The 19,749-nt window shown below is 71.6% G+C and carries 18 protein-coding genes and 1 pseudogene; 14 read left to right on the top strand and 5 right to left on the bottom strand.

Annotated elements, in window-relative coordinates:
* Together GEV10_26515 and GEV10_26510 are read right to left on the bottom strand one after the other, a co-directional pair.
* Positions 1 to 437: DUF222 domain-containing protein (locus tag GEV10_26515; protein MQA81983.1), on the bottom strand; the 437-nt coding region annotated here is incomplete at its 3' end.
* Positions 438 to 656: 219 nt separating this feature from the next.
* Entirely contained in the window at positions 657 to 2,453 is a 1,797-nt protein-coding gene (locus GEV10_26510) for an AMP-binding protein (GenBank protein MQA81982.1), read from the bottom strand.
* Between the two features lie 172 nt (positions 2,454 to 2,625).
* Between GEV10_26510 and GEV10_26505 the strand changes: the two genes are divergently transcribed.
* The 3 genes and pseudogenes from GEV10_26505 (at position 2,626) to GEV10_26495 (ending at position 5,524) form a co-directional block, all read left to right on the top strand.
* The gene (locus GEV10_26505; protein ID MQA81981.1) at positions 2,626 to 3,045 is read left to right on the top strand and encodes a polyketide cyclase / dehydrase and lipid transport; all 420 of its coding nucleotides are present in this window, start codon (positions 2,626 to 2,628) and stop codon (positions 3,043 to 3,045) included.
* Between the two features lie 11 nt (positions 3,046 to 3,056).
* Positions 3,057 to 3,488 (top strand): cyclase, encoded by a 432-nt coding sequence (locus GEV10_26500; GenBank protein MQA81980.1) that lies wholly within the window; start codon positions 3,057 to 3,059, stop codon positions 3,486 to 3,488.
* A 536-nt stretch (positions 3,489 to 4,024) separates the two neighbouring features.
* A pseudogene (locus GEV10_26495) lies at positions 4,025 to 5,524 on the top strand (ROK family glucokinase).
* Here the strand turns inward: GEV10_26495 and GEV10_26490 are convergent.
* The 3 genes from GEV10_26490 to GEV10_26480 are packed head-to-tail and all read right to left on the bottom strand — an operon-like array spanning position 5,525 to position 7,504.
* The gene (locus tag GEV10_26490) at positions 5,525 to 5,905 is read right to left on the bottom strand and encodes a VOC family protein (protein MQA81979.1); all 381 of its coding nucleotides are present in this window, start codon (positions 5,903 to 5,905) and stop codon (positions 5,525 to 5,527) included.
* Between the two features lie 60 nt (positions 5,906 to 5,965).
* The gene (locus GEV10_26485; protein MQA81978.1) at positions 5,966 to 6,763 is read right to left on the bottom strand and encodes a helix-turn-helix domain-containing protein; all 798 of its coding nucleotides are present in this window, start codon (positions 6,761 to 6,763) and stop codon (positions 5,966 to 5,968) included.
* 3 nt (positions 6,764 to 6,766) lie between these two features.
* A complete protein-coding gene (locus GEV10_26480) occupies positions 6,767 to 7,504 on the bottom strand; it encodes a UTRA domain-containing protein (GenBank protein ID MQA81977.1) in 738 nt (245 codons plus the stop codon).
* A gap of 101 nt (positions 7,505 to 7,605) precedes the next feature.
* On the opposite strand from GEV10_26480, the gene GEV10_26475 reads away from it, so the two are divergent.
* The 11 genes from GEV10_26475 (at position 7,606) to GEV10_26425 (ending at position 19,435) form a co-directional block, all read left to right on the top strand.
* Positions 7,606 to 8,619, top strand: coding sequence for a dehydrogenase (locus GEV10_26475; GenBank protein ID MQA81976.1), 1,014 nt, complete (start codon positions 7,606 to 7,608; stop codon positions 8,617 to 8,619).
* A gap of 121 nt (positions 8,620 to 8,740) precedes the next feature.
* On the top strand, positions 8,741 to 9,628 hold the full coding sequence (locus GEV10_26470) for a TIM barrel protein (protein ID MQA81975.1): 888 nt from the start codon (positions 8,741 to 8,743) through the stop codon (positions 9,626 to 9,628).
* Positions 9,629 to 9,653: 25 nt separating this feature from the next.
* Positions 9,654 to 10,610 carry a 5-dehydro-2-deoxygluconokinase gene (gene iolC, locus GEV10_26465; protein MQA81974.1) on the top strand — a complete coding sequence of 319 codons (957 nt, stop codon included), beginning with the start codon at positions 9,654 to 9,656 and terminating at the stop codon, positions 10,608 to 10,610.
* Positions 10,607 to 11,476 carry an aldolase gene (locus GEV10_26460; protein MQA81973.1) on the top strand — a complete coding sequence of 290 codons (870 nt, stop codon included), beginning with the start codon at positions 10,607 to 10,609 and terminating at the stop codon, positions 11,474 to 11,476. The genes iolC and GEV10_26460 overlap by 4 nt, the downstream gene beginning before the upstream one ends.
* A gap of 11 nt (positions 11,477 to 11,487) precedes the next feature.
* A complete protein-coding gene (gene iolB, locus GEV10_26455; GenBank protein MQA81972.1) occupies positions 11,488 to 12,369 on the top strand; it encodes a 5-deoxy-glucuronate isomerase in 882 nt (293 codons plus the stop codon).
* Positions 12,362 to 14,242, top strand: a complete 1,881-nt coding sequence (gene iolD, locus GEV10_26450) for a 3D-(3,5/4)-trihydroxycyclohexane-1,2-dione acylhydrolase (decyclizing) (GenBank protein ID MQA81971.1) — start codon at positions 12,362 to 12,364, stop codon at positions 14,240 to 14,242. Before iolB ends, iolD begins: the two co-directional genes overlap by 8 nt.
* On the top strand, positions 14,239 to 15,735 hold the full coding sequence (gene mmsA / locus GEV10_26445) for a CoA-acylating methylmalonate-semialdehyde dehydrogenase (GenBank protein ID MQA81970.1): 1,497 nt from the start codon (positions 14,239 to 14,241) through the stop codon (positions 15,733 to 15,735). Before iolD ends, mmsA begins: the two co-directional genes overlap by 4 nt.
* A gap of 43 nt (positions 15,736 to 15,778) precedes the next feature.
* Positions 15,779 to 16,777 carry a substrate-binding domain-containing protein gene (locus tag GEV10_26440; GenBank protein ID MQA81969.1) on the top strand — a complete coding sequence of 333 codons (999 nt, stop codon included), beginning with the start codon at positions 15,779 to 15,781 and terminating at the stop codon, positions 16,775 to 16,777.
* 62 nt (positions 16,778 to 16,839) lie between these two features.
* Positions 16,840 to 17,877 carry an ABC transporter permease gene (locus tag GEV10_26435; GenBank protein MQA81968.1) on the top strand — a complete coding sequence of 346 codons (1,038 nt, stop codon included), beginning with the start codon at positions 16,840 to 16,842 and terminating at the stop codon, positions 17,875 to 17,877.
* Positions 17,874 to 18,764 (top strand): ATP-binding cassette domain-containing protein, encoded by an 891-nt coding sequence (locus GEV10_26430; GenBank protein ID MQA81967.1) that lies wholly within the window; start codon positions 17,874 to 17,876, stop codon positions 18,762 to 18,764. The genes GEV10_26435 and GEV10_26430 overlap by 4 nt, the downstream gene beginning before the upstream one ends.
* Positions 18,764 to 19,435 carry a haloacid dehalogenase type II gene (locus tag GEV10_26425; GenBank protein MQA81966.1) on the top strand — a complete coding sequence of 224 codons (672 nt, stop codon included), beginning with the start codon at positions 18,764 to 18,766 and terminating at the stop codon, positions 19,433 to 19,435. Before GEV10_26430 ends, GEV10_26425 begins: the two co-directional genes overlap by 1 nt.
* Positions 19,436 to 19,749: the final 314 nt, after the last annotated feature.

Below are 19,749 nucleotides of genomic sequence, written 5' to 3'. Positions count from 1 at the left end.
TCGGGGCGCCGCAGCGCGTACTCCTCCACCAGCGCGGTGGTGGAGGGGTCGAGGTGTTCGACGGCGTCGGCGAGGATCCGCACGTGCATTGCGGTGAGTTCCCCGGCGGCGAACAGCTTCTGTGTCGCGGGGAGCCGGTCACAGGTGATCCGGGAGACCGTAAGCCGGTCCGCGGCGGTACCGGTCGCGATCCGCAGCACCGCCGCGACCTCCTCACGCGTGAAGTCGTCCTTGGTCACGTCACGAAGCTGGTCGAGGCGCGCGAGCGCGGCGAACTGCCGGGCCTGCGCGGCGGCGATGCACTTCTCGTATCCGGCGAGCACGGCCAGCGCGACCTCGGCCGGCGCAGTAGCGAGGTCGATCGCATCGAGCGCGGCATGCGAGGACCCGGAGGCAGGGAGTGCCTCGATCCGGTCCAGCAACTCGACGTCGAACATGCGTTCGACTCTACCACAACCAGAGGTCAGTCGGTAGGCCGGATTCCCTTACGTACCAAGGGAATCCGGGTACAAGCCAGCACCGCACGCGAGCCAGGTAGTGAGGCAGCCACAGAGCTGCCTCACCCCGTAGATGCCGACCCCAACACTCAAAGAAGGGGTGAGGCAGCGGTCAACGTGATGCAGCGGCCACAGAGGAACCCCAGAACGGAGCCAGCCTCAGGTGTACAGCTCCTCGACGTCGTCGGCCATGCGCTCCATGACGACCTTGCGCTTGAGGCTGAGCTTCGCGGTGAGCTCGCCGCCGTCGAGGGTCCAGTCGCCGGACACGATGCGGAACCGCTTGATCGCCTCGGCCTTGGAGACCAGCGTGTTCGCGTCGTCGACCGCGACCTGGACGGCCCGCTGCACGTCGGGGTCGTCCTTGGCCTGCTCGGGGTCGAGCTGCTCCTTGCCGCGGGCCTTGAGCCAGTCCGGCAGTGTCTCGGCGTCGAGCGTGACGAGCACGCCGATGTACGGCTTGTTGTCGCCGACGACCATGCACTGGCTGACGACCGGGTGCATGCGCATGCGGTCCTCGAGGATCGACGGTGAGACGTTCTTGCCGCCGGCCGTGACGATGATCTCCTTCTTCCGCCCGGTGATCCGCAGGTAGCCGTCGGCGTCGAGGTCGCCGAGGTCGCCGGTCTTGAACCAGCCGTCCTCGTCGAACGTCTCCTTGGCCGCTTCGTCGTTCTGCCAGTAGCCGGTGAAGATCTGCGGGCCCTTGACGAGGATCTCGCCGTCGTCGGCGATGCGCACGGTGGTGCCGCCGATCGGGCGGCCGACCGTGCCGATGCGGACGTCGGCCGGCAGGTTGACCGAGACGACGGGAGAGGTCTCGGTGAGGCCGTAGCCCTCGAGGACGCGCAGGCCGATGCCGCGGAAGAAGTGAGCCAGCTCGGGTGCGAGCGGGCCGCCGCCGGAGACCGCGTACATGACCCGGCCGCCCATCACGTCGCGCAGCTTGCCGTAGACGAGCCGGTCGAACAGCGCGTGCTGGACCTTGAGCCCGACGCCCGGGCCGCCGGTGTCGAGCGCCTTGGAGTAGTCGCGGGCGACCCCGGCGGCTCGGTCGAAGATCTTGCCCTTGCCGCTGAGCGTCGCCTTGCTCGCGGCGGAGTTGAAGACCTTCTCGAAGACGCGGGGGACGGCCAGGATGAACGTCGGCCGGAAGCTGCCGAGGTCGGCGATGAGGTCGTTCTTCATGTCCTTGCAGTGGCCGAACGTCACGGCGTTCTCGACGCAGAAGACCTCGATGATGCGCGCGAACACGTGGGCCAGTGGCAGGAACAGCAGGGTCGCGGCCTCCGGCTGGGTGAACATGTCGGCGAGGCCCTGGCTGGTGGCGCTGCGGGCGTTGGACAGCAGGTTGAGGTGAGTCAGCTCGCAGCCCTTGGGGCGCCCGGTGGTGCCCGAGGTGTAGACGAGTGTCGCGATGGACTCGGCGTGGGTGCCTTCGATGCGACGGTCGATCTCGTCGTCGGGGACGTCCTCGCCGAGCTGGTACATCTCGTCGATGCCGCCGTCCTCCCACGTCCAGACGGAGCTCAGCGCGGGCGCCTCGCCGCGTGCCTTCTCCAGCAGCGCGGCGAGCGCCGGGGTCTGGGCGAACGCGAGCTTCGCGCCGGAGTTGCCGACGATCCAGTCGACCTGGCTCTGCGAGCTCGTGTCGTAGACGGGGACGGTCACGGCACCCGCGGTGAAGACGGCGTAGTCGACGAGGGTCCACTCGTACGAGGTGGACGCCATGAGGGCGACCCGGTCGCCCGGCAGGATGCCGTTCGCGACGAGGCCCTTGGCGAGAGCACGCACCTCCGTGTTGAACTCGGCCGCCGTGACGGGCTGCCAGGAGTCGTCCAGCTTGCGGCGGAACAGCACGGTGTCTGGTCGCTCGGCGGCGTGCCTGGCGACCGTCTTGGCGAGGTTGTCGCCACTGTCGATCTCGATCGTGTCCGGGGCGGTGAACTCGCGCACTGCTGGCTCCTACCTCATGCCGTCATCGGCCATTACCAATCGACGCGACAGTAGCCCCGCCTGCCGCAACTCGCCCACGTGCGATGACGCTACTGTCGAGTCGGGTTGGTAACGACCAGCTCTTTGAGTGGACGGTACCTGGTCACGGGTCCCTGGGGTAGCGTCGTCGCCCATGCTGGTCGATCTCGTGGACGAGACGTACGTGGTGGCGCCACCGCATCGGCTGGCGCCCGTCTTCGCGGACCCCCGCACCTGGGCGGCGTGGTGGCCGGACCTCACGCTCGAGGTCGCCGAGGACCGCGGTCTCAAGGGTATGCGCTGGCGCGTCACCGGGTCTCTCGCCGGGACGAGCGAGGTGTGGCTCGAACCGCACCGGGACGGCACCGTCGTCCACCTCTACCTCAGGCTCGACCCGGCCACCGCCGACGACGCCGGGCGGGGACGGCGCGCGGCCGACCGGCTGCGCCGCGGGTTCGCCGTCGACTTCAAACGACGGCTGAGCGCGCTGAAGGACGAGCTCGAGGCCGGCCGCGAACTGGGCGTCAGGACAAGGTCCCGCCGGGAAGGGGCGTCGGGCGGGGAAAGAGGGTAACCTCCGTCGCCATGGCGGAGCAGACTCGATCCACGATCACCATCGGCGCGAACCGGTCCGACGTCATGGCGGTCATCGCCGACTTCGACGCGTATCCCGACTGGGCCAACGTCAAGGAGGTCGAGGTGCTCGAGGAGGCGGGCGGACGGGCGAACCGGGTGCGCTTCACCCTCGACGCGGGCGTCATCAAGGACACCTACGTGCTCGGCTACGCCTGGGCTCCCGACGACACACTGGTCTCCTGGCACCTCGCCGAGGAGGGCTCGATGGTGAGCGCGATGGACGGCTCCTACGAGCTCGCCGGCAGCGAGGCGGCGACCGTGGTCACGTACGAGCTCACCGTCGACGTCAAGCTGCCGATGATCGGCCTGCTCAAGCGCAAGGCCGAGAAGGTCATCGTCGACACCGCCCTCAAGGGGCTGAAGAAGCGCGTCGAGGGATGAGCGCACGAGCGGGTGTGTGAGGGAGACCCGCACCACCGTCTCGCACCTGCGAGGATGAGGGTGGAAGGTGGGGGCCTTCGCTGACGAACGAGGAGCAGGCCATGACCGAAGGTACTGAGGGCGACCAGCGCGACGAGCGCGACGAGTCGACACCGCAGGACTCCGTACCGCAGGAGTCCGCACCGCGGGAGACCGTCCCGCAGGACGAGGGGTCGGCCGACCCCGCGGAGGTCACCGAGCCGCCGGTCGCGGCGTCCGTGGACGAGCCCGCCGCCGACGACGAGGCCGAGCCGGGGTCGTGGGCCGACGTCGTCGACGAGACCGTCGAGGAGCCCGCGCCCGCCGCCGAGTCCGTCACCGCCGAGTCCGTCACCGACGACTCCCCGACAGACGACCCCGTCACAGGCGACTCCGCGACCGACGACTCCGCGACCGACGACTCCGCGACCGACGACTCCGCGACCGACGACCGGGAGCCGGCCGGTGCCTCCGCGGGCGCGGGCGGTCCGACGTTCGACGATCAGGCGCGCCAGTTCATGGGCCAGGTCGAGGGCTTCCTCGGCAACGTCTTCCGCGACGCGTCGAAGGTCGTCGGCAAGGTGTCCGAGCGCGTCGGCGAGGAGCGTACGACGAGCCGGCGGCCCACCCCACCGTCGGCCGACCCGCGCGACCTCATCGACTCCGTCGAGGGCTGGGTCGGCGACTTCTTCCGCGGCACCCCGGCGAGCCGGGCGGCGGCCGGGTTCGGCCGTGCCGCGGTGGGCTCGGCGTTCCGCTCGCAGACGCGGCGCGACGACGTCTGGTCGAGCGCGACCACGGCCGAGGAGGGGGCGGCACGCGAGTGCAAGTACTGCCCGTTCTGCCAGACGCTGTCGGCCGTCCGCAACACCCGTCCCGACCTGTACGAGCAGATCGGCGACACCGCCAAGACGCTCGTCCACCTGGTGCGGCAGGCAGCCGAGCAGTCGGGCCGGCGACCGCGACAGTGAGAGCTCGTGGCTAGTCGCCTGCTGACCATCGGCATCGACATCGGCGGCACGAAGGTCGCCGGCGGTGTCGTCGACGCCGACGGGCAGGTGCTGGCCAGGCAGCGACGCGACACTCCCGGACGCAACCCGCACGACACCGAGGACACGATCGCCGAGGTCGTCAACGCGCTCACCGCCGACCACGACGTCGTGGCAGTCGGCATCGGCGCGGCCGGCTTCGTCGACTCGAGCCGGTCCTCGGTGCTGTTCGCGCCGCACCTCGCCTGGCGTCACGAACCGCTGCGCGCCGGCGTCGAGCGACGGTTGAGCCTGCCGGTCGTCGTCGAGAACGACGCCAACGCCGCGGCCTGGGCCGAGTGGCGCTACGGCGCGGCGATGGGCGAGTCGCACCTGCTCTGCGTCAACCTCGGCACCGGCATCGGCGGCGCGGTCATCAACGACGGTGTCGTCCAGCGCGGGAAGTTCGGCATGGCCGGCGAGTTCGGGCACATGACGATGGTCCCCGGCGGCCACCGCTGCGAGTGCGGCAACCGCGGCTGCTGGGAGCAGTACGCGAGCGGCAACGCCCTGGTACGCGAGGCGCGCGAGCTCGCGGCGTCCGGGTCACCCGTCGCGCAGAGCCTGCTCGAACGCGCGGGGGGCGCCGTGCTCGACATCACGGGCCCCGTCGTCACCGACGCGGCCAAGGACGGCGACGCGACCGCCGTCGAGCTGTTCGAGGAGGTCGGTCGGTGGCTCGGCCTCGGCCTCGCCAACCTCGCGGCGGCGTTCGACCCGAGCTGCTTCGTGATCGGTGGCGGCGTCTCGGAGGCCGGTGACCTGCTGCTCGGACCCGCCCGCGACACGTTCCGGCGTTCGCTGACCGGCCGCGGGTTCCGGCCCGAGCCCCGCATCGTCCGCGCCGAGCTCGGCAACGAGGCGGGCCTCATCGGCGCCGCCGACCTCGCCAGGGAGGCGCGCAGCATCATCAGGCGCGCGCGCCGCAGGATCGCCACCAAGCGCCTCGCCACCCGCCCCCGACGGCCCACCGACCACCCCGGACACTGACTACGACGCCTGGGCGATCATCCAGATGTGGCCGAAGGGGTCGGCGAAGCGGCCCATCTTGCCGTACGGGTGCTCGTCGATCGGGAAGATCACGGTCGCGCCGGCGCGCTCCATGCGTGCGCCGAGTGCGTCGACGTCGTCGACCGTGAGGTTGAGGATGACCGGCGTGCCGCCGAACGAGGCGGGGCCGAGGTCGGTCGTGCCGGGCGTCTCGTCCTTGAGGGTGAAGGACGCCCCGCCGACCGTGAGCTCGGCGTGCACGATCGCGCCGCCCGGGTCGGCGTGGCGGCTGACCTCGGTCGCATCGAGCGCGTCGACGTAGAAGTCGATGGCCTTGGCGGCGTCGGAGACGATGAGGCGTGGTGTGATCGTTGTGCTCATGTCCTCATCGTGCGCCGGATCGCCCGGGGATGCTTGAAGAAAATTGCCGGTTGCGCCGCCTCAGTCGGGGAGGACCACGTGGTTGCGCTCGGCGGCCGAGCGCGCGCGGTAGCCGGTGGGGCTGACGCCCGCGAACGTGCGGAACTCGTGCACGAGGTGGGCCTGGTCGGCGTAGCCGCTCGAGGCGGCGAGCGCGGCCCAGTCGACCGGGCGGTCGTGGGGGACGGCCTGGAGGACGCGCTGGAACCGCCGGATCCTGGCGAAGCGCTTCGGCGTGACGCCGACCTGGTCGGCGAAGGTCCTGATGAAGCGCTTGGGCGTCGTGCCGAGCCGTTCGACGACGTCGCCGACGCGGTCGCCTCTGTGCAGGGAGGAGACCGCGTGGCGCACGGCCGGGTCGATCCGCAATGGACGGACGGCGCGGGCGAGGAGCGCCTCCTCGACGATGCGGAGCCTGGCCTCGACCGTCGGCGCCTCCAGCAGGCGCTCGCGCAGGACGGCGCCGTCGCGTCCCCACAGGTCGCCGAGGTCGACGAGGCTGCCCGCGGTGGCGGCCGCGGGGGCGGAGAAGAACGGGTAGGCGCCGCCGGGCACGAAGCCGACGCAGACGATCGACCGCTGCTGGGCCGGGTCGATCTCGGCGTGCGACGACCAGACGCCGGACAGGGCGGCCCCCGCCGTGCGGTGCGCGGTGCCGGCCGCCTCGGACGTCAGCCGATCGTCGGCGAGGTTGAGGAGCAGCTGCGCCGAGCCGGTCGGCAGCACCCGTTCGCGGCGGTGGGCGAGGTCGAACTCGAAGTACCCGACGGTGCGCACGAACGGTGCCAGCGCGGGGGAGACGGGCGGGCGTGACGGCACCCCTCAGCGCTCCACGAGCGTGAGCTCGAACGTGTAGCGGGTTGCGCGGTACACATGTCGACCGTACTCGACGGCGCGACCCGCGGTGTCGTACGCGACCCTGCTCATCGCGAGCAGCGCGGTGCCGCGGCGCTCGCCGAGCTCGCGCGCCTCGGTCGCCGTCGCGTCGCGGGCGCCGATCCGCTGCTTCGCCAGGTGCAGGTGGACGCCCCGGTCGCGGAACAGCTGGTACAGCCCGTTCGCCTCGAGCGCCTCGGTGGAGAGCGCGAGCAGGTCTCGCGGCAGGAAGTTGGTCAGCAGCGCGAGCGGCTCGCCCGCCGCGTACCTGGTGCGCTCGATCCGGACCACGGCCGTGCCGGTGGGGATGTCGAGCGCGGACGCGATCTCGTCGTCGGCCGGGCACTCGCCGAGCGAGCGCACCGCGGTGGTGGGCGTCGCGCCCGCGCCGGCGAGGTCGTCGTAGAGGCTGGTGAGCTCCAGCGGCCGGCGCACCTGGCTGTGCACGACCTGCGTGCCGACGCCGCGCTTGCGGACGACCATGCCCTGGTCGACGAGGTAGCCGATCGCCTGCCGGACGGTCGGCCGGGAGAGGCCGAGGCGCTCGGCAAGGCGCACCTCGTTGTCGAGGCGCGAGCCGGGCCGCAGGTCACCGGAGCGGATGGCGCGCTCGTACTGCCGCGCCACCTGGACGTGGAGCGGCACCGGACTCGACCTGTCGACCGAGACCGGCACGTCATCCACCCTGGCCTCCGGCGTTCCGTCCGTATGTCAGGACAAAGTATTGACACGGTGCTGACGCCTTGTCGAGACTCGGCAGGGACATACCGCCACGAAGGAGGGCGATGAAGCTCGGTCTCGCGGGCGCCGGACGCATCGGGGCGATGCACGCGGCGCATCTCGCCGCCGTTCCCGGCGTCGACGCCGTGATCGTCGCGGACGTCGACCCCGCGCGCGCCGCCGGTGTCGCCGAGCGGTCCGGCGCCCACGTCCACGCCGCGGGCGGCGTCGACGACCTGTTCGACCTCGGCCTCGACGGTCTCGTCGTGGCGGCGGCCACGAGCTCGCACGCCGAGCTGGTGCTGCGCGCGCTGGCGTCGCGGCTGCCGGTGTTCTGCGAGAAGCCCGTCGCCACCGACGTCGCCGGCACGGTGGCCGTCGTGACGGAGAACGAGCGGACGGGCGGCTTCGTCCAGGTGGGCTTCCAGCGCAGGTTCGACGCCGGTCACGTCGCCGCACGCGAAGCCGTACGCGACGGCCGGCTCGGCTTCCTGCACACGCTGCGCTGCACCACCCTCGACCCTGCGCCCCCGCCTGCGGCGTACGTCGCCGCGTCGGGAGGCATCTTCCGCGACTGCTCGGTGCACGACTTCGACGCCGTCCGCTGGGTCACCGGCCGCGAGGTGGTGGAGGTGTACGCGCGCGGCGCCAACCGCGGCGCGGAGTTCTTCCGCGAGGCCGGCGACGTCGACACCGGCATGGCGCTGCTGACCCTCGACGACGGCACGCTCGTGGTGGTGTCCACGACCCGCTACAACGCCGCGGGCTACGACGTGCGCATGGAGCTGCTCGGCGAGCGCGACAGCCTCGCCGTGGGGTTCGACGACACGACACCGCTGCGCTCGGCCGAGGCCGGCGTCGACTGGCCGAAGGGCCCGCCGGCGGCGACGTTCGTGGAACGCTTCAGGGCCGCGTACCTCGCGGAGCTGCGCGCCTTCGTCGACGTGCTCGGCGGCGCCGCCGTCCCGCGCAGCGTATGCACGCCCGCGGAGGCGCTGGAGGCCAGCTACGTCGCGGAGGCGTGCGAGGCGTCCCGGCGGTCGGGGCTGCCGGTGCGGGTGGCGGAGCTGCGGGTATGACCCCCTCTACCGCCGCACAGGAGCTCGACGAGCGCGACGGAGGTAGGGGTCGCGATGCGGTCTGGCTCGGTGCGGCGGCCTGCGCGGCCCCTGCCGTAGGCGTGGGAGGAGGCGGGTGCGCATGATGGCTACCGCTGCCCGGGTCGCCGTCGCACCGATCTCCTGGGGCGTGTGCGAGGTGCCCGGCTGGGGCCACCAGCTGGCGCCGGAGCGCGTGCTCGGCGAGATGCGCGCCCTCGGTGTCGCCGCCACCGAGTTCGGCCCGCCCGGGTTCCTGCCCGCCGACCCGGCACGGCGGTCGGACGTCCTGCGCGCCCACGGCATGCGCGCGGTCGGCGGCTTCCTCGCCGTCGTCCTGCACGACGCCGGTCGCGACCCGATGCCCCAGGTCGAGGCGGAGCTCGACGCGTTCGTGACCGCCGGAGCCGACACGCTCGTGCTCGCCGCCGCCACCGGCCGCGCGGGCTACGACGAGCGCGACGTGCTCACCGGCGACCAGTGGCGCACGCTCGTCGGTCACCTCGCCGCGATCGCCGCGCGTGCCGCCGACCGCGGCGTGCGCGCGACCCTGCACCCCCACGTCGGCACCATGGTCGAGGGACCGGACGAGGTCGCGCGCGTCCTCGACGCGTCGGCCGTCCCGCTGTGCCTCGACACCGGACACCTGCTCGCCGGGGGCAGCGATCCCGTCGCGCTGGCCCGTGACGCCGCGTCCCGGATCGGGCACGTCCACCTCAAGGACGTCCGCGCCGACCTGGTGGCGCACCTGCGCGACGGCTCGCTCGCGTACACCGACGCCGTGCGGAAGGGCCTCTACGCGCCGCTCGGCACGGGCGACGTCGACGTCGCGGCCATCGTGGTGGCACTCGAGGCGGCGGGGTACGACGGCTGGTACGTCCTGGAGCAGGACTGCGTCCTCGACGCCGAGCCGCCGGCCGGCGCGGGTCCGCGGGACGACGTCGCCGCGAGCCTGGCGTTCCTCGGGGGACTGCTGGCGGAGGAGCCGTGAGCGGAGGAAGCGGTCGCGTATGGCCATGAGCGAGGCGAACGGTCCGTTCGACGTGCTCACGATGGGGCGGGTCGGCGTCGACCTGTATCCCGAGCGCACCGGCGTGCCGTTGCACGAGGTCGAGACGTTCGCGCGGTTCCTCGGTGGCAGCGCCACCAACGTCGCCGTCGCGGCGGCGCGGTACGGCAGGCGCAGCGCGGTCATCACCCGCACCGGCGCCGACCCGTTCGGCCGGTACGTCCACGAGGCGCTGCGCGGGTTCGGCGTCGACGACAGGTTCGTGACTCCGGTGGCGCACCTGCCGACCCCGGTCGTGTTCTGCGAGATCTTCCCGCCGGACGACTTCCCGCTGTACTTCTACCGCTACCCGAAGGCGCCCGACCTGGAGATCTACGCCGGCGAGCTCGACCTCGACGCGATCAGGGCGGCGCGGTTCTTCTCGGTGACCGGCACGGGCCTGTCGGAGGAGCCGAGCCGGACGGCCACCGTCGAGGCGCTGCGGGCACGCGAGCGCCGTGACCACACGGTGCTCGACCTCGACTACCGGCCGATGTTCTGGCCGTCCGCGGGGGAGGCGTCCGAGGTGATCGGCGAGACTGTCCGGCACGCGACGGTGGCGGTGGGCAACCTCGACGAGGTCGAGGTGGCGGTGGGCAGCAGGAAGCCGCACGAGGCGGCGGATCGGCTGCTCGAGGCGGGCGTGCGGCTCGCCGTGGTGAAGCAGGGGCCCAAGGGCGTGCTCGCGTGCACGGCGGACGAGCGGGTCGAGGTGCCTCCCGTCCCCGTCGACGTGGTCAACGGGCTCGGCGCGGGTGATGCGTTCGGCGGTGCGCTCGCCCACGGCCTGCTCGCGGGCTGGGACCTCGGCGAGGTCATGCGCTTCTGCAATGCAGCCGGTGCGCTCGTGTCGTCGCGGCTCGCCTGCGCCGACGCGATGCCGACGGCCGACGAGGTGGAGGACCTGTTGAAGGCGAACTCATGACGGTCGACGTCCGCGCCCTGGTGGAGCGGCGGGTACGGGAGCCGGACGCCGTCGCGAAGGCGGCCGCGGGCCGACGCCGGCGTGCGCTGGTGGGGGAGTCCGGCCGGCTGATGATCGTCGCGGTCGACCACGCGGCGCGCGGGGCGCTGGGCGTCGGTGACCGGCCGATGGCGATGGCCGACCGCGCCGACCTGCTCGACCGGGTGCTCGTCGCGCTGTCGCGTCCCGGCGTCGACGGCGTGCTCGCCGCCCCCGACGTCGTCGACGACCTGCTGCTGCTCGGCGCGCTCGACGACAAGGTCGTGATCGGCTCGATGAACCGCGGCGGGCTCGCCGGGTCGGTGTTCGAGATCGACGACAGGTTCACCGGCTTCGACGTCGAGGGGATCGACCGCCACGGCTTCGACGGCGGCAAGATGCTCGTCCGCATCGACCCGTCCGACCACGCGACGGCGCGCCTGCTCGAGTCGTGCGCGCGTGCGGTCGGCGACCTCGCGGGACGCCGGCTGATGGCGATGCTCGAGCCGTTCTGGATGCACCGCCCGGGCGGCCGGCCGGCGACGGACCTGTCGCCCGACGCGATGGTGAGGGCCGTCAGCGTCGCGTCGGCGCTCGGCACGACGTCGGCGTACACGTGGTTGAAGGTGCCCGTGGTCGACGACATGGAGCGGGTGCTGGCCGCCTCGACGCTGCCGGCGCTCCTCCTCGGCGGCGACGTCACCGGCGACCCCGACGAGGCGTACGCACGGTGGGCGGCGGCGCTCGCCCTCCCGACGGTGCGCGGCCTGGTCGTGGGACGCTCGCTGCTGTACCCGTCCGACGACGACGTGGCCGGCGCGGTCGACACCGCCGTCGGTCTGCTGTGAGGGGGCGCCAGGTGACGCACCACCGGGCGGGGTCGCTCGCGACCGGCCCCTGGGGGCTGGAGCTGACGCCCGACGTCGCAGGCTGGGGCTACAGCAGCCTGCGGGTGCTCGTCCTCGACGCCGGGGCGACCTCGACGTTCGCGACCGGTGACGACGAGATGGCGTTGCTGCCGCTGACCGGCGGCTGCACGGTGGAGTGTGACGGCGAGGCGTTCACGCTGACCGGACGCCCGTCGGTCTTCGCCGGCGTGAGCGACTTCGTGTACGTCCCGCGCGACGCCGGGGTGACCGTGCGTGCGACGGCGGGTCCCGTACGCCTCGCGCTCCCCGCCGCGCGTTGCTCGCGTCGGCTCGAGCCGCGGTACACGCCGGCCGCCGGCGTGCCCGTCGAGCTGCGCGGCGCGGGCAGCTGCAGCCGGCAGGTCAACAACTTCTGCGCCGCCGGCGTGTTCGAGGCCGACCGGCTGATCGCCGTCGAGGTCCTGACGCCCGGCGGCAACTGGTCGTCGTACCCGCCGCACAAGCACGACGAGGAACATCCGGGGGTCGAGTCCGAGCTCGAGGAGATCTACTACTTCGAGGTTGACGCTCCCGAGGGCGCTGAAGGCATGGCGTACCAACGGGTCTACGGCACCGAGGACCGTCCTGCCGACGTGCTGGCCGAGGTGCGCACCGGCGACGTCGTGTGCATGCCGCACGGCTGGCACGGCCCGTCGATGGCCGTCCCCGGGTACGACCTCTACTACCTCAACGTGATGGCCGGGCCGTCGCCCGACCGCGCCTGGCTCATCCGCGACGACCCCGCGCACGCGTGGATCCGCGAGATCTGGCGCGACCAGCCGGTCGACCCGCGGCTCCCGCTCACCTCGGCGGAGGGAGCGGCGCATGACTGACACCGTCCGCCTGACCGTGGCGCAGGCGACGATCAGGTTCCTGGCGAACCAGTGGACCGAGCGCGACGGCGTCGAGCACCGCCTCGTCGCCGGCTGCTTCGGCATCTTCGGCCACGGCAACGTCGCCGGGCTCGGGCAGGCACTGCTCGAACATGCGGACGCCATGACGTACTACCTGGCCAGGAACGAGCAGGCCATGGTGCACACCGCGGTCGGCTACGCGCGGGCGTCGAACCGCCTGTCGACGCTGGCGTGCACGTCGTCGATCGGTCCCGGCGCGACCAACATGGTCACCGGCGCGGCACTGGCGACCATCAACCGGCTCCCCGTGCTCCTGCTGCCCGGCGACATCTTCGCCACCCGGGTCGCCAACCCGGTGCTGCAGGAGCTCGAGGACTCGCGGTCGTACGACGTGTCGGTCAACGACTGCCTGCGGCCTGTGTCGCGCTACTGGGACCGCGTCAACCGTCCCGAGCAGCTGCCGTCCGCGCTGCTCGCGGCCGCACGGGTGCTCACCGACCCCGTCGACACCGGCGCGGTGACGCTCGCACTGCCGCAGGACGTCCAGGCCGAGGCGTTCGACTGGCCGGTCGAGCTGTTCGAGCGCCGGGTGTGGCACGTGCCGAGGCCGGTGCCGGAGCCCGCCGCTCTCGACCGCGCCGTCGCACTGCTGCGCGCGGCGGAGCGTCCGCTGCTCGTCGCCGGCGGCGGCGTGAAGTACAGCGAGGCGAGCGACGCCCTCCGCGCCTTCGCCGACGCCACGGGCGTACCCGTCGCCGAGACCCAGGCGGGCAAGGGCGCGCTGCCGTGGGACCACCCGTGCGCCGTCGGTGCCGTGGGCGCGACGGGCACCCGCGCGGCCAACACACTCGCCGGGGCCGCCGACGTGGTCGTCGGCGTCGGCACCAGGTACGGCGACTTCACCACGGCGTCGCGGTCGGTCTTCGCCGATCCCGGCGTGCGCTTCGTCAACCTCAACGTCGCGTCGTTCGACGCGGTGAAGCTCGCCGGCATGACCCTCGTCGCCGACGCGCACGCAGGTCTCGTCGCGCTCACCGAGGCGCTCGCCGGCTGGCGGGTCGCCGACGACTACGTGTCGCAGGTCCGTGGGCTCGCCGATGCCTGGCGGCTGCTGGTCGACGAGGCGTACGCGCAGGACGGCACGCCGCTGCCGCAGGCCGCGGTGCTCGGCGCGCTCGACGACGTGATGGCCGACACCGACGTCGTCGTCAACGCCGCGGGCAGCATGCCCGGTGACCTGCACAAGCTGTGGCGCGCCCGGGATCCGCTGCAGTACCACGTCGAGTACGGCTACTCCTGCATGGGCTACGAGATCCCGGCCGGCCTGGGCATCAGGCTCGCCAGGCCCGACCGCGAGGTCTTCGTTCTCATCGGCGACGGCTCGTACCTCATGCTCGCGCAGGAGCTCGTCACGGCGGTCTCCGAGGGCGTGAAGCTCGTGGTGGTGCTCGTCGACAACGCGGGCTTCGCGTCGATCGGGGCGCTGTCGGAGAGCGTAGGCGCCGAGCGGCTCGGCACGGCCTACCGCATGCGCGATCCCGAGACCGGCCTGCTCGACGGCGGTCCGCTGCCCGTCGACCTCGCCGCCAACGCCGCCAGCCTCGGTGCCGACGTCCTGCGTCCCACCACCGCCGAGGAGCTGCGCGACGCGCTGCGCACGGCACGGGCGGCGTCGCGCACCACCGTCGTGTACGTCCGCACCGATCCGCGTGGCAGTGCGCCCGACTCCGCGGCATGGTGGGACGTACCGGTGGCAGAGGTCTCGACGCGTGAGTCCACGCGCAGGGCTCGCGCCGCCTACGAGACCGACAAGACATCCCAACGAACACATCTGCTAAGGCAGGACCGATGAACACGATCGAGCACTGGATCGACGGCGCCGCGACCGCGGGCGCGTCCACGCGTCGAGGGACCGTGTGGAATCCCGCGACCGGCGAGCGGCAGGCCGAGGTGGTCCTCGGCTCCGCGGCCGACGTCGACCTGGCCGTACGCGCGGCGACCAAGGCGCTCGAGACCTGGCGCGACGAGTCGCCGGTGAAGCGTGCTCGCGTCATGTTCCGGTTCCGTGACCTCGTCGAGCGCCACGCGGATGAGATCGCGAAGGTCATCTCGGCCGAGCACGGCAAGGTCGTCTCCGACGCGGCAGGCGAGGTTCAGCGCGGTCTCGAGGTCGTGGAGTTCGCGTGCGGCATCCCGCAGCTGCTCAAGGGCGACTTCTCCGACCAGGTGTCGCGCGGCATCGACGCGTACGCGTTCCGGCAGCCGCTCGGCGTCGTCGCCGGCATCACGCCGTTCAACTTCCCCGCGATGGTGCCGATGTGGATGCACCCGATCGCGATCGCGTGCGGCAACACGTTCGTGCTGAAGCCGAGCGAGCGCGACCCGTCGGCGTCGCTGCTCGTCGCCGAGCTGTACGCCGAGGCGGGGCTGCCCGAGGGCGTGTACAACGTCGTCCACGGCGACAAGGAGGCCGTCGACGCGGTGCTCGATCACCCGGAGATCGCCGCGGTCTCGTTCGTCGGCTCCACGCCGATCGCCCGCTACATCTACGAGCGCGCGGCGAAGAACGGCAAGCGAGTGCAGGCTCTCGGCGGTGCGAAGAACCACGCGGTGGTGCTGCCCGACGCCGACCTCGACTTCGCGGCCGAGCACCTCACCACGGCGGGCTACGGCTCCGCGGGGCAGCGGTGCATGGCCATCTCGGCGGTGGTGGCGGTCGGCGCGGTCGGCGACGCGCTCGTCGATCGGCTGAGCGCACGCGCCTCGTCCGTCCGCGTGGGCCCGGGGTCCGACGAGTCCGCGGACATGGGACCCGTCGTCACCCCCGAGGCGAGGGAGCGCGTGCTGTCCGCGGTCGACGGCGGCGTGTCCGAGGGTGCCGAGCTGCTCGTCGACGGCCGCGGCGTGAGCGTCGAGGGGAACGACGGTGGGTTCTACGTCGGCCCCACGCTGTTCGACCGGGTCACACCGGAGATGGCCGTGTACCGTGACGAGATCTTCGGCCCGGTGCTCGTCGTCCTCCGCGCGGAGACCCTCGACGAGGCGATCGAGCTCGTCAACGCGAACCCGTACGGCAACGGCACCGCGATCTTCACGAGCAGCGGCGAGGCCGCCCGGGAGTTCCAGCGCCGGGTGACCGTGGGGATGATCGGCGTCAACGTGCCGATCCCGACCCCGCTGGCGTTCTACAGTTTCGGTGGCTGGAAGGACTCCCTCTTCGGCGGCCACCACGTGCACGGTCCGGAGGGTGTGCAGTTCTACACCAGGGGGAAGGCGGTCACCGCGCGGTGGCCGCACGTCGAGCACGCGTCGGGGGCGAGCTTCAGCTTCCCGACGCTCGGCTAGGAACGACCTCAGGCAGTGACGACACGGCTCAAAGGAGAGCGTGATGGGTGTGGTGCGCAGGAGGATCCTGCCGGCGATCGCGGTGGCGACGCTCGGTCTGTCCATGGTCGCGTGCAGCGGCCAGGGTGGGAAGAAGGCGGAGGAGAGCCAGGAGGCGGGCGGCGGGAACGTCGCGAAGACTCCTCGCATCAAGGTCGCGATGGTCACCCACAGCGAGGCGGGTGACACCTTCTGGGACATCGTGCAGAAGGGCGCGAAGGCCGCTGCACAGAAGGACAACGCGCAGTTCCTCTACTCCAACGACCCGGACGGTGCTCGGCAGGCGCAGCTGATCGACACCGCGATCAACCAGAAGGTCGACGGCCTCATCGTCACGCTGGCGAAGCCCGACGCCATGAAGTCCGCGGTCGAGAAGGCCGTCGACGCCGGCATCCCCGTGGTGACGATCAACGCCGGGGAGAAGGAGTCCGCGGCGTACGGCGCCATCGCGCACTTCGGCCAGGAGGAAGGGATCGCCGGTGAGGCGGCGGGCACGCAGCTGAACACGACCGGCGCCAAGAAGGCCCTGTGCGTCATCCACGAGCAGGGACACGTGGGTCTCGAGGCGCGGTGCGCCGGTGCGAAGAAGACGTTCGACGGCGAGATGGTCAACCTCAACGTCAACGGCGAGAACATGCCGAGCGTGAAGTCCGCCATCACCGCGAGGCTCCAGGCCGACAAGAGCATCGACAGCGTGCTGACCCTCGGCGCGCCGATCGCCCTGACCGCCGTCAGCTCGGTGAAGGACGCGGGCAGTGACGCGAAGGTGTCGACGTTCGACCTGAACAAGAGCCTCGTCGACGCGATCAAGAAGGACGAGATCCAGTTCGCCGTCGACCAGCAGCCGTACCTGCAGGGCTACCTCGCGGTCGACCAGATCTGGCTGCAGATCAACAATGGCAACGTCATCGGCGGCGGTCAGACGGTCCTCACCGGCCCGCAGATCGTGACCAAGGACGGTGTCGACAAGATCGGGAAGTTCGCCGACAAGGGCACCCGGTGACCACGGCCGCCCAGGCCGCGACCGACGAGCGCGTCGTCCGGCGGTCGTTCCTGGGCCGCGGCATGGCACGCCCGGAGTTCGCGTCGCTGCTGGGCGCCGTGGTCGTGTTCGTCTTCTTCGCGGTGGTCGCCGACACGTTCCTGCAGGCGTCGTCGCTGGCCACCGTGCTCTACGCGAGCTCGACGATCGGCATCATGGCGCTCGCCGTGGCGCTGCTCATGATCGGCGGTGAGTTCGACCTGTCCGCCGGCGTTGCGGTCACGAGCTCGGCGCTCGCGGCCTCGCTGATGAGCTACCAGCTGACGCTGAACGTCTGGGCGGGTGTCCTCATCTCGCTCGTCGTCGCGCTGGCGATCGGCTTCGTCAACGGCGTGCTCGTGATCCGGACGGGCCTGCCGAGCTTCATCGTCACGCTGGCGATGTTCCTGATGCTGACCGGTCTCAACCTCGGTCTGACGAAGCTGGTGACCGGCAACGTCGCGAGCGACTCGGTCGCCGACATGGACGGGTTCGCGAGCGCGCAGCAGGTGTTCGCCGCGGACCTGGTGGTGCCGGATCCGTCGCTGACGATGCTCCTGCCCGGTCTCGGTGGGTGGCTCGTCGCGGTGGTGTTCGGCGGGGTCTCGGTGAAGATCACCGTGCTCTGGTGGATCGTGTTCGTGGCGATCGCGAGCTGGCTGCTGCTGCGCACGCGGGTGGGCAACTGGATCTTCGCCGTCGGCGGCTCGAAGGAGAGCGCGCGCGCCGTCGGCGTCCCGGTGGCGCGGACGAAGATCGGCCTGTTCATGGGTGTCTCGTTCGCCGCGTGGTTCTCCGGCATGCACCTGGTGTTCGCGTTCAACACCGTGCAGTCGGGGGAGGGCGTCGGCAACGAGTTCCTCTACATCATCGCGGCGGTCATCGGCGGGTGTCTGCTGACCGGCGGGTACGGCTCGGCGGTGGGGTCGGCGATCGGCGCGCTGATCTTCGGCATGGCCAACCAGGGCATCGTCTACGCCGAGTGGAACCCGGACTGGTTCAAGTTCTTCCTCGGGGCCATGCTCCTCTTCGCCACCGTCGTCAACGTATGGGTGCGCAAACGGGTGGAGGCGTCGCGATGACCGCCGACGGATCGTCTCTCGTCCGCCTCGTCGACGTGGGCAAGCGTTACGGCAACATCGTCGCGCTCACCGGAGTGTCCCTCGATGTCCGTCGCGGCGGCATCACCTGCGTGCTCGGCGACAACGGTGCGGGCAAGTCGACACTCATCAAGATCGTCGCGGGCCTGCACCAGCACGACGAGGGGCGGTACGAGGTCGAGGGGGAGGAGGTGCGCTTCGCCTCCCCGCGAGAAGCGCTCGACCGCGGCATCGCGACTGTCTACCAGGACCTCGCCGTCGTGCCGCTGATGCCGGTCTGGCGCAACTTCTTCCTCGGCTCGGAGCTGCGCAAGGGCGTCGGGCCGTTGCGCCGGCTCGACATCGGCACCATGCGGCGCACGGCGAAGGGCGAGCTGGCCAAGATGGGCATCGACCTGCGCGACGTCGACCAGCCGATCGGCACGCTGTCCGGCGGCGAGCGGCAGTGCGTCGCGATCGCCAGGGCCGTCTACTTCGGCGCGAAGGTGCTGATCCTCGACGAGCCGACGGCGGCGCTGGGCGTCAAGCAGTCCGGCGTGGTGCTGAAGTACATCGCCGCCGCCCGCGAGTCGGGGCTCGGCGTCATCTTCATCACGCACAACCCGCACCACGCGTTCCTGGTCGGCGACACGTTCGTGCTGCTGAAGCGCGGCCGCATGACGGGCAACTTCGACAAGGCCGAGCTCGACCTCGACGAGCTCACGCTGCAGATGGCCGGCGGCGCCGAGCTCGAGGCGTTGAGCGAGGAGCTGCGCCAGCTCGGCGCGGACGAGGAGGGCGCCGACGCCGGTCTCGCCGAGGAGCTGGAGGAGTCCGGCAAGAAGCTCAAGGAGACGATCGCGCGTCGCGGCACGACGGGAGCCACCTGATGACCAGGGTCATCGCCTTCGATGTCAACGAGACGTTGCTCGACCTGTCCGCGCTCGACGGTTCGTTCGAGGAGATCTTCGGCACGGCGACGCTGCGTCCGCAGTGGTTCTCCCTGATGCTGCAGCTCTCGTTCGTCGGTGGGATCACCGGCGACTACGTCGACTACACCACCGCCCAGCGCGCCGCCCTGGCCATGCTCGCGAGCCGGCAGGGCATGCCGCTGACGGACGCCGCGGCCGACCGGCTGGTCGGCGGGATGACCGGGCTGCCCGCACATCCCGAGGTGCCCGCGGCGCTGGAGCGGCTGCGCGAGACCTCGCTGCGGATCGTCGCGCTGACCAACTCGCCGCCGGCCGTGGCGGAGGCGCAGCTGACCCACGCCGGCATCAGGCCGCTGTTCGACCAGGCGCTCTCGGCCGACGCGGTCCGCCGGCTGAAGCCGGCGAGGGAGGCGTACCTGTCGGTGGCCGACGCGTACGGCGTCGACCCGGGCGAGGTGCGCCTGGTGGCCGCGCACTCGTGGGACGTGTCCGGGGCGTTGAGCGCCGGCTGCAAGGCCGCGTTCGTGGCCCGTCCCGGCATGGTGCTCAGCCCGCTCGGCGCCCAGCCCGACATCGTCGGCCCCGACCTGACGTCGGTGGTGGACCAGATCGTCGCCGTCGACGCCTAGATGATTGATTCCTTGGTCAGCAGTGGTCGTAAGCGCTCAATGAGCGTTTGTGGGTGATGCCGGTGGTCCAGTTGTGCCAGATTCCGGCGGCCATGGCTAGTCCTCAAATAAGCGAGTCGGTCGGTGGCGGTGGCCGTTGCCCAGGTTGATCATGTCGGTTGTTGTCTTGGGTATGCCGATGGGGACGTCTGGGGGTGTCGCGGGGGTTCGGGGTGGCCTGTTCGGGGCTCGGCGGTGTGTGTTTGACGCTGGTTTCGGGGTTCTGGGCAGGTGTAGTCGCCGCTGCGGGTGTGCGGCGGTCGGGGGAGTCGGGG

It is taken from the genome of Streptosporangiales bacterium, assembly GCA_009379955.1.
Taxonomy (GTDB): domain Bacteria; phylum Actinomycetota; class Actinomycetes; order Streptosporangiales; family WHST01; genus WHST01.
This window is presented reverse-complemented; position numbering and strand designations above follow the sequence as displayed.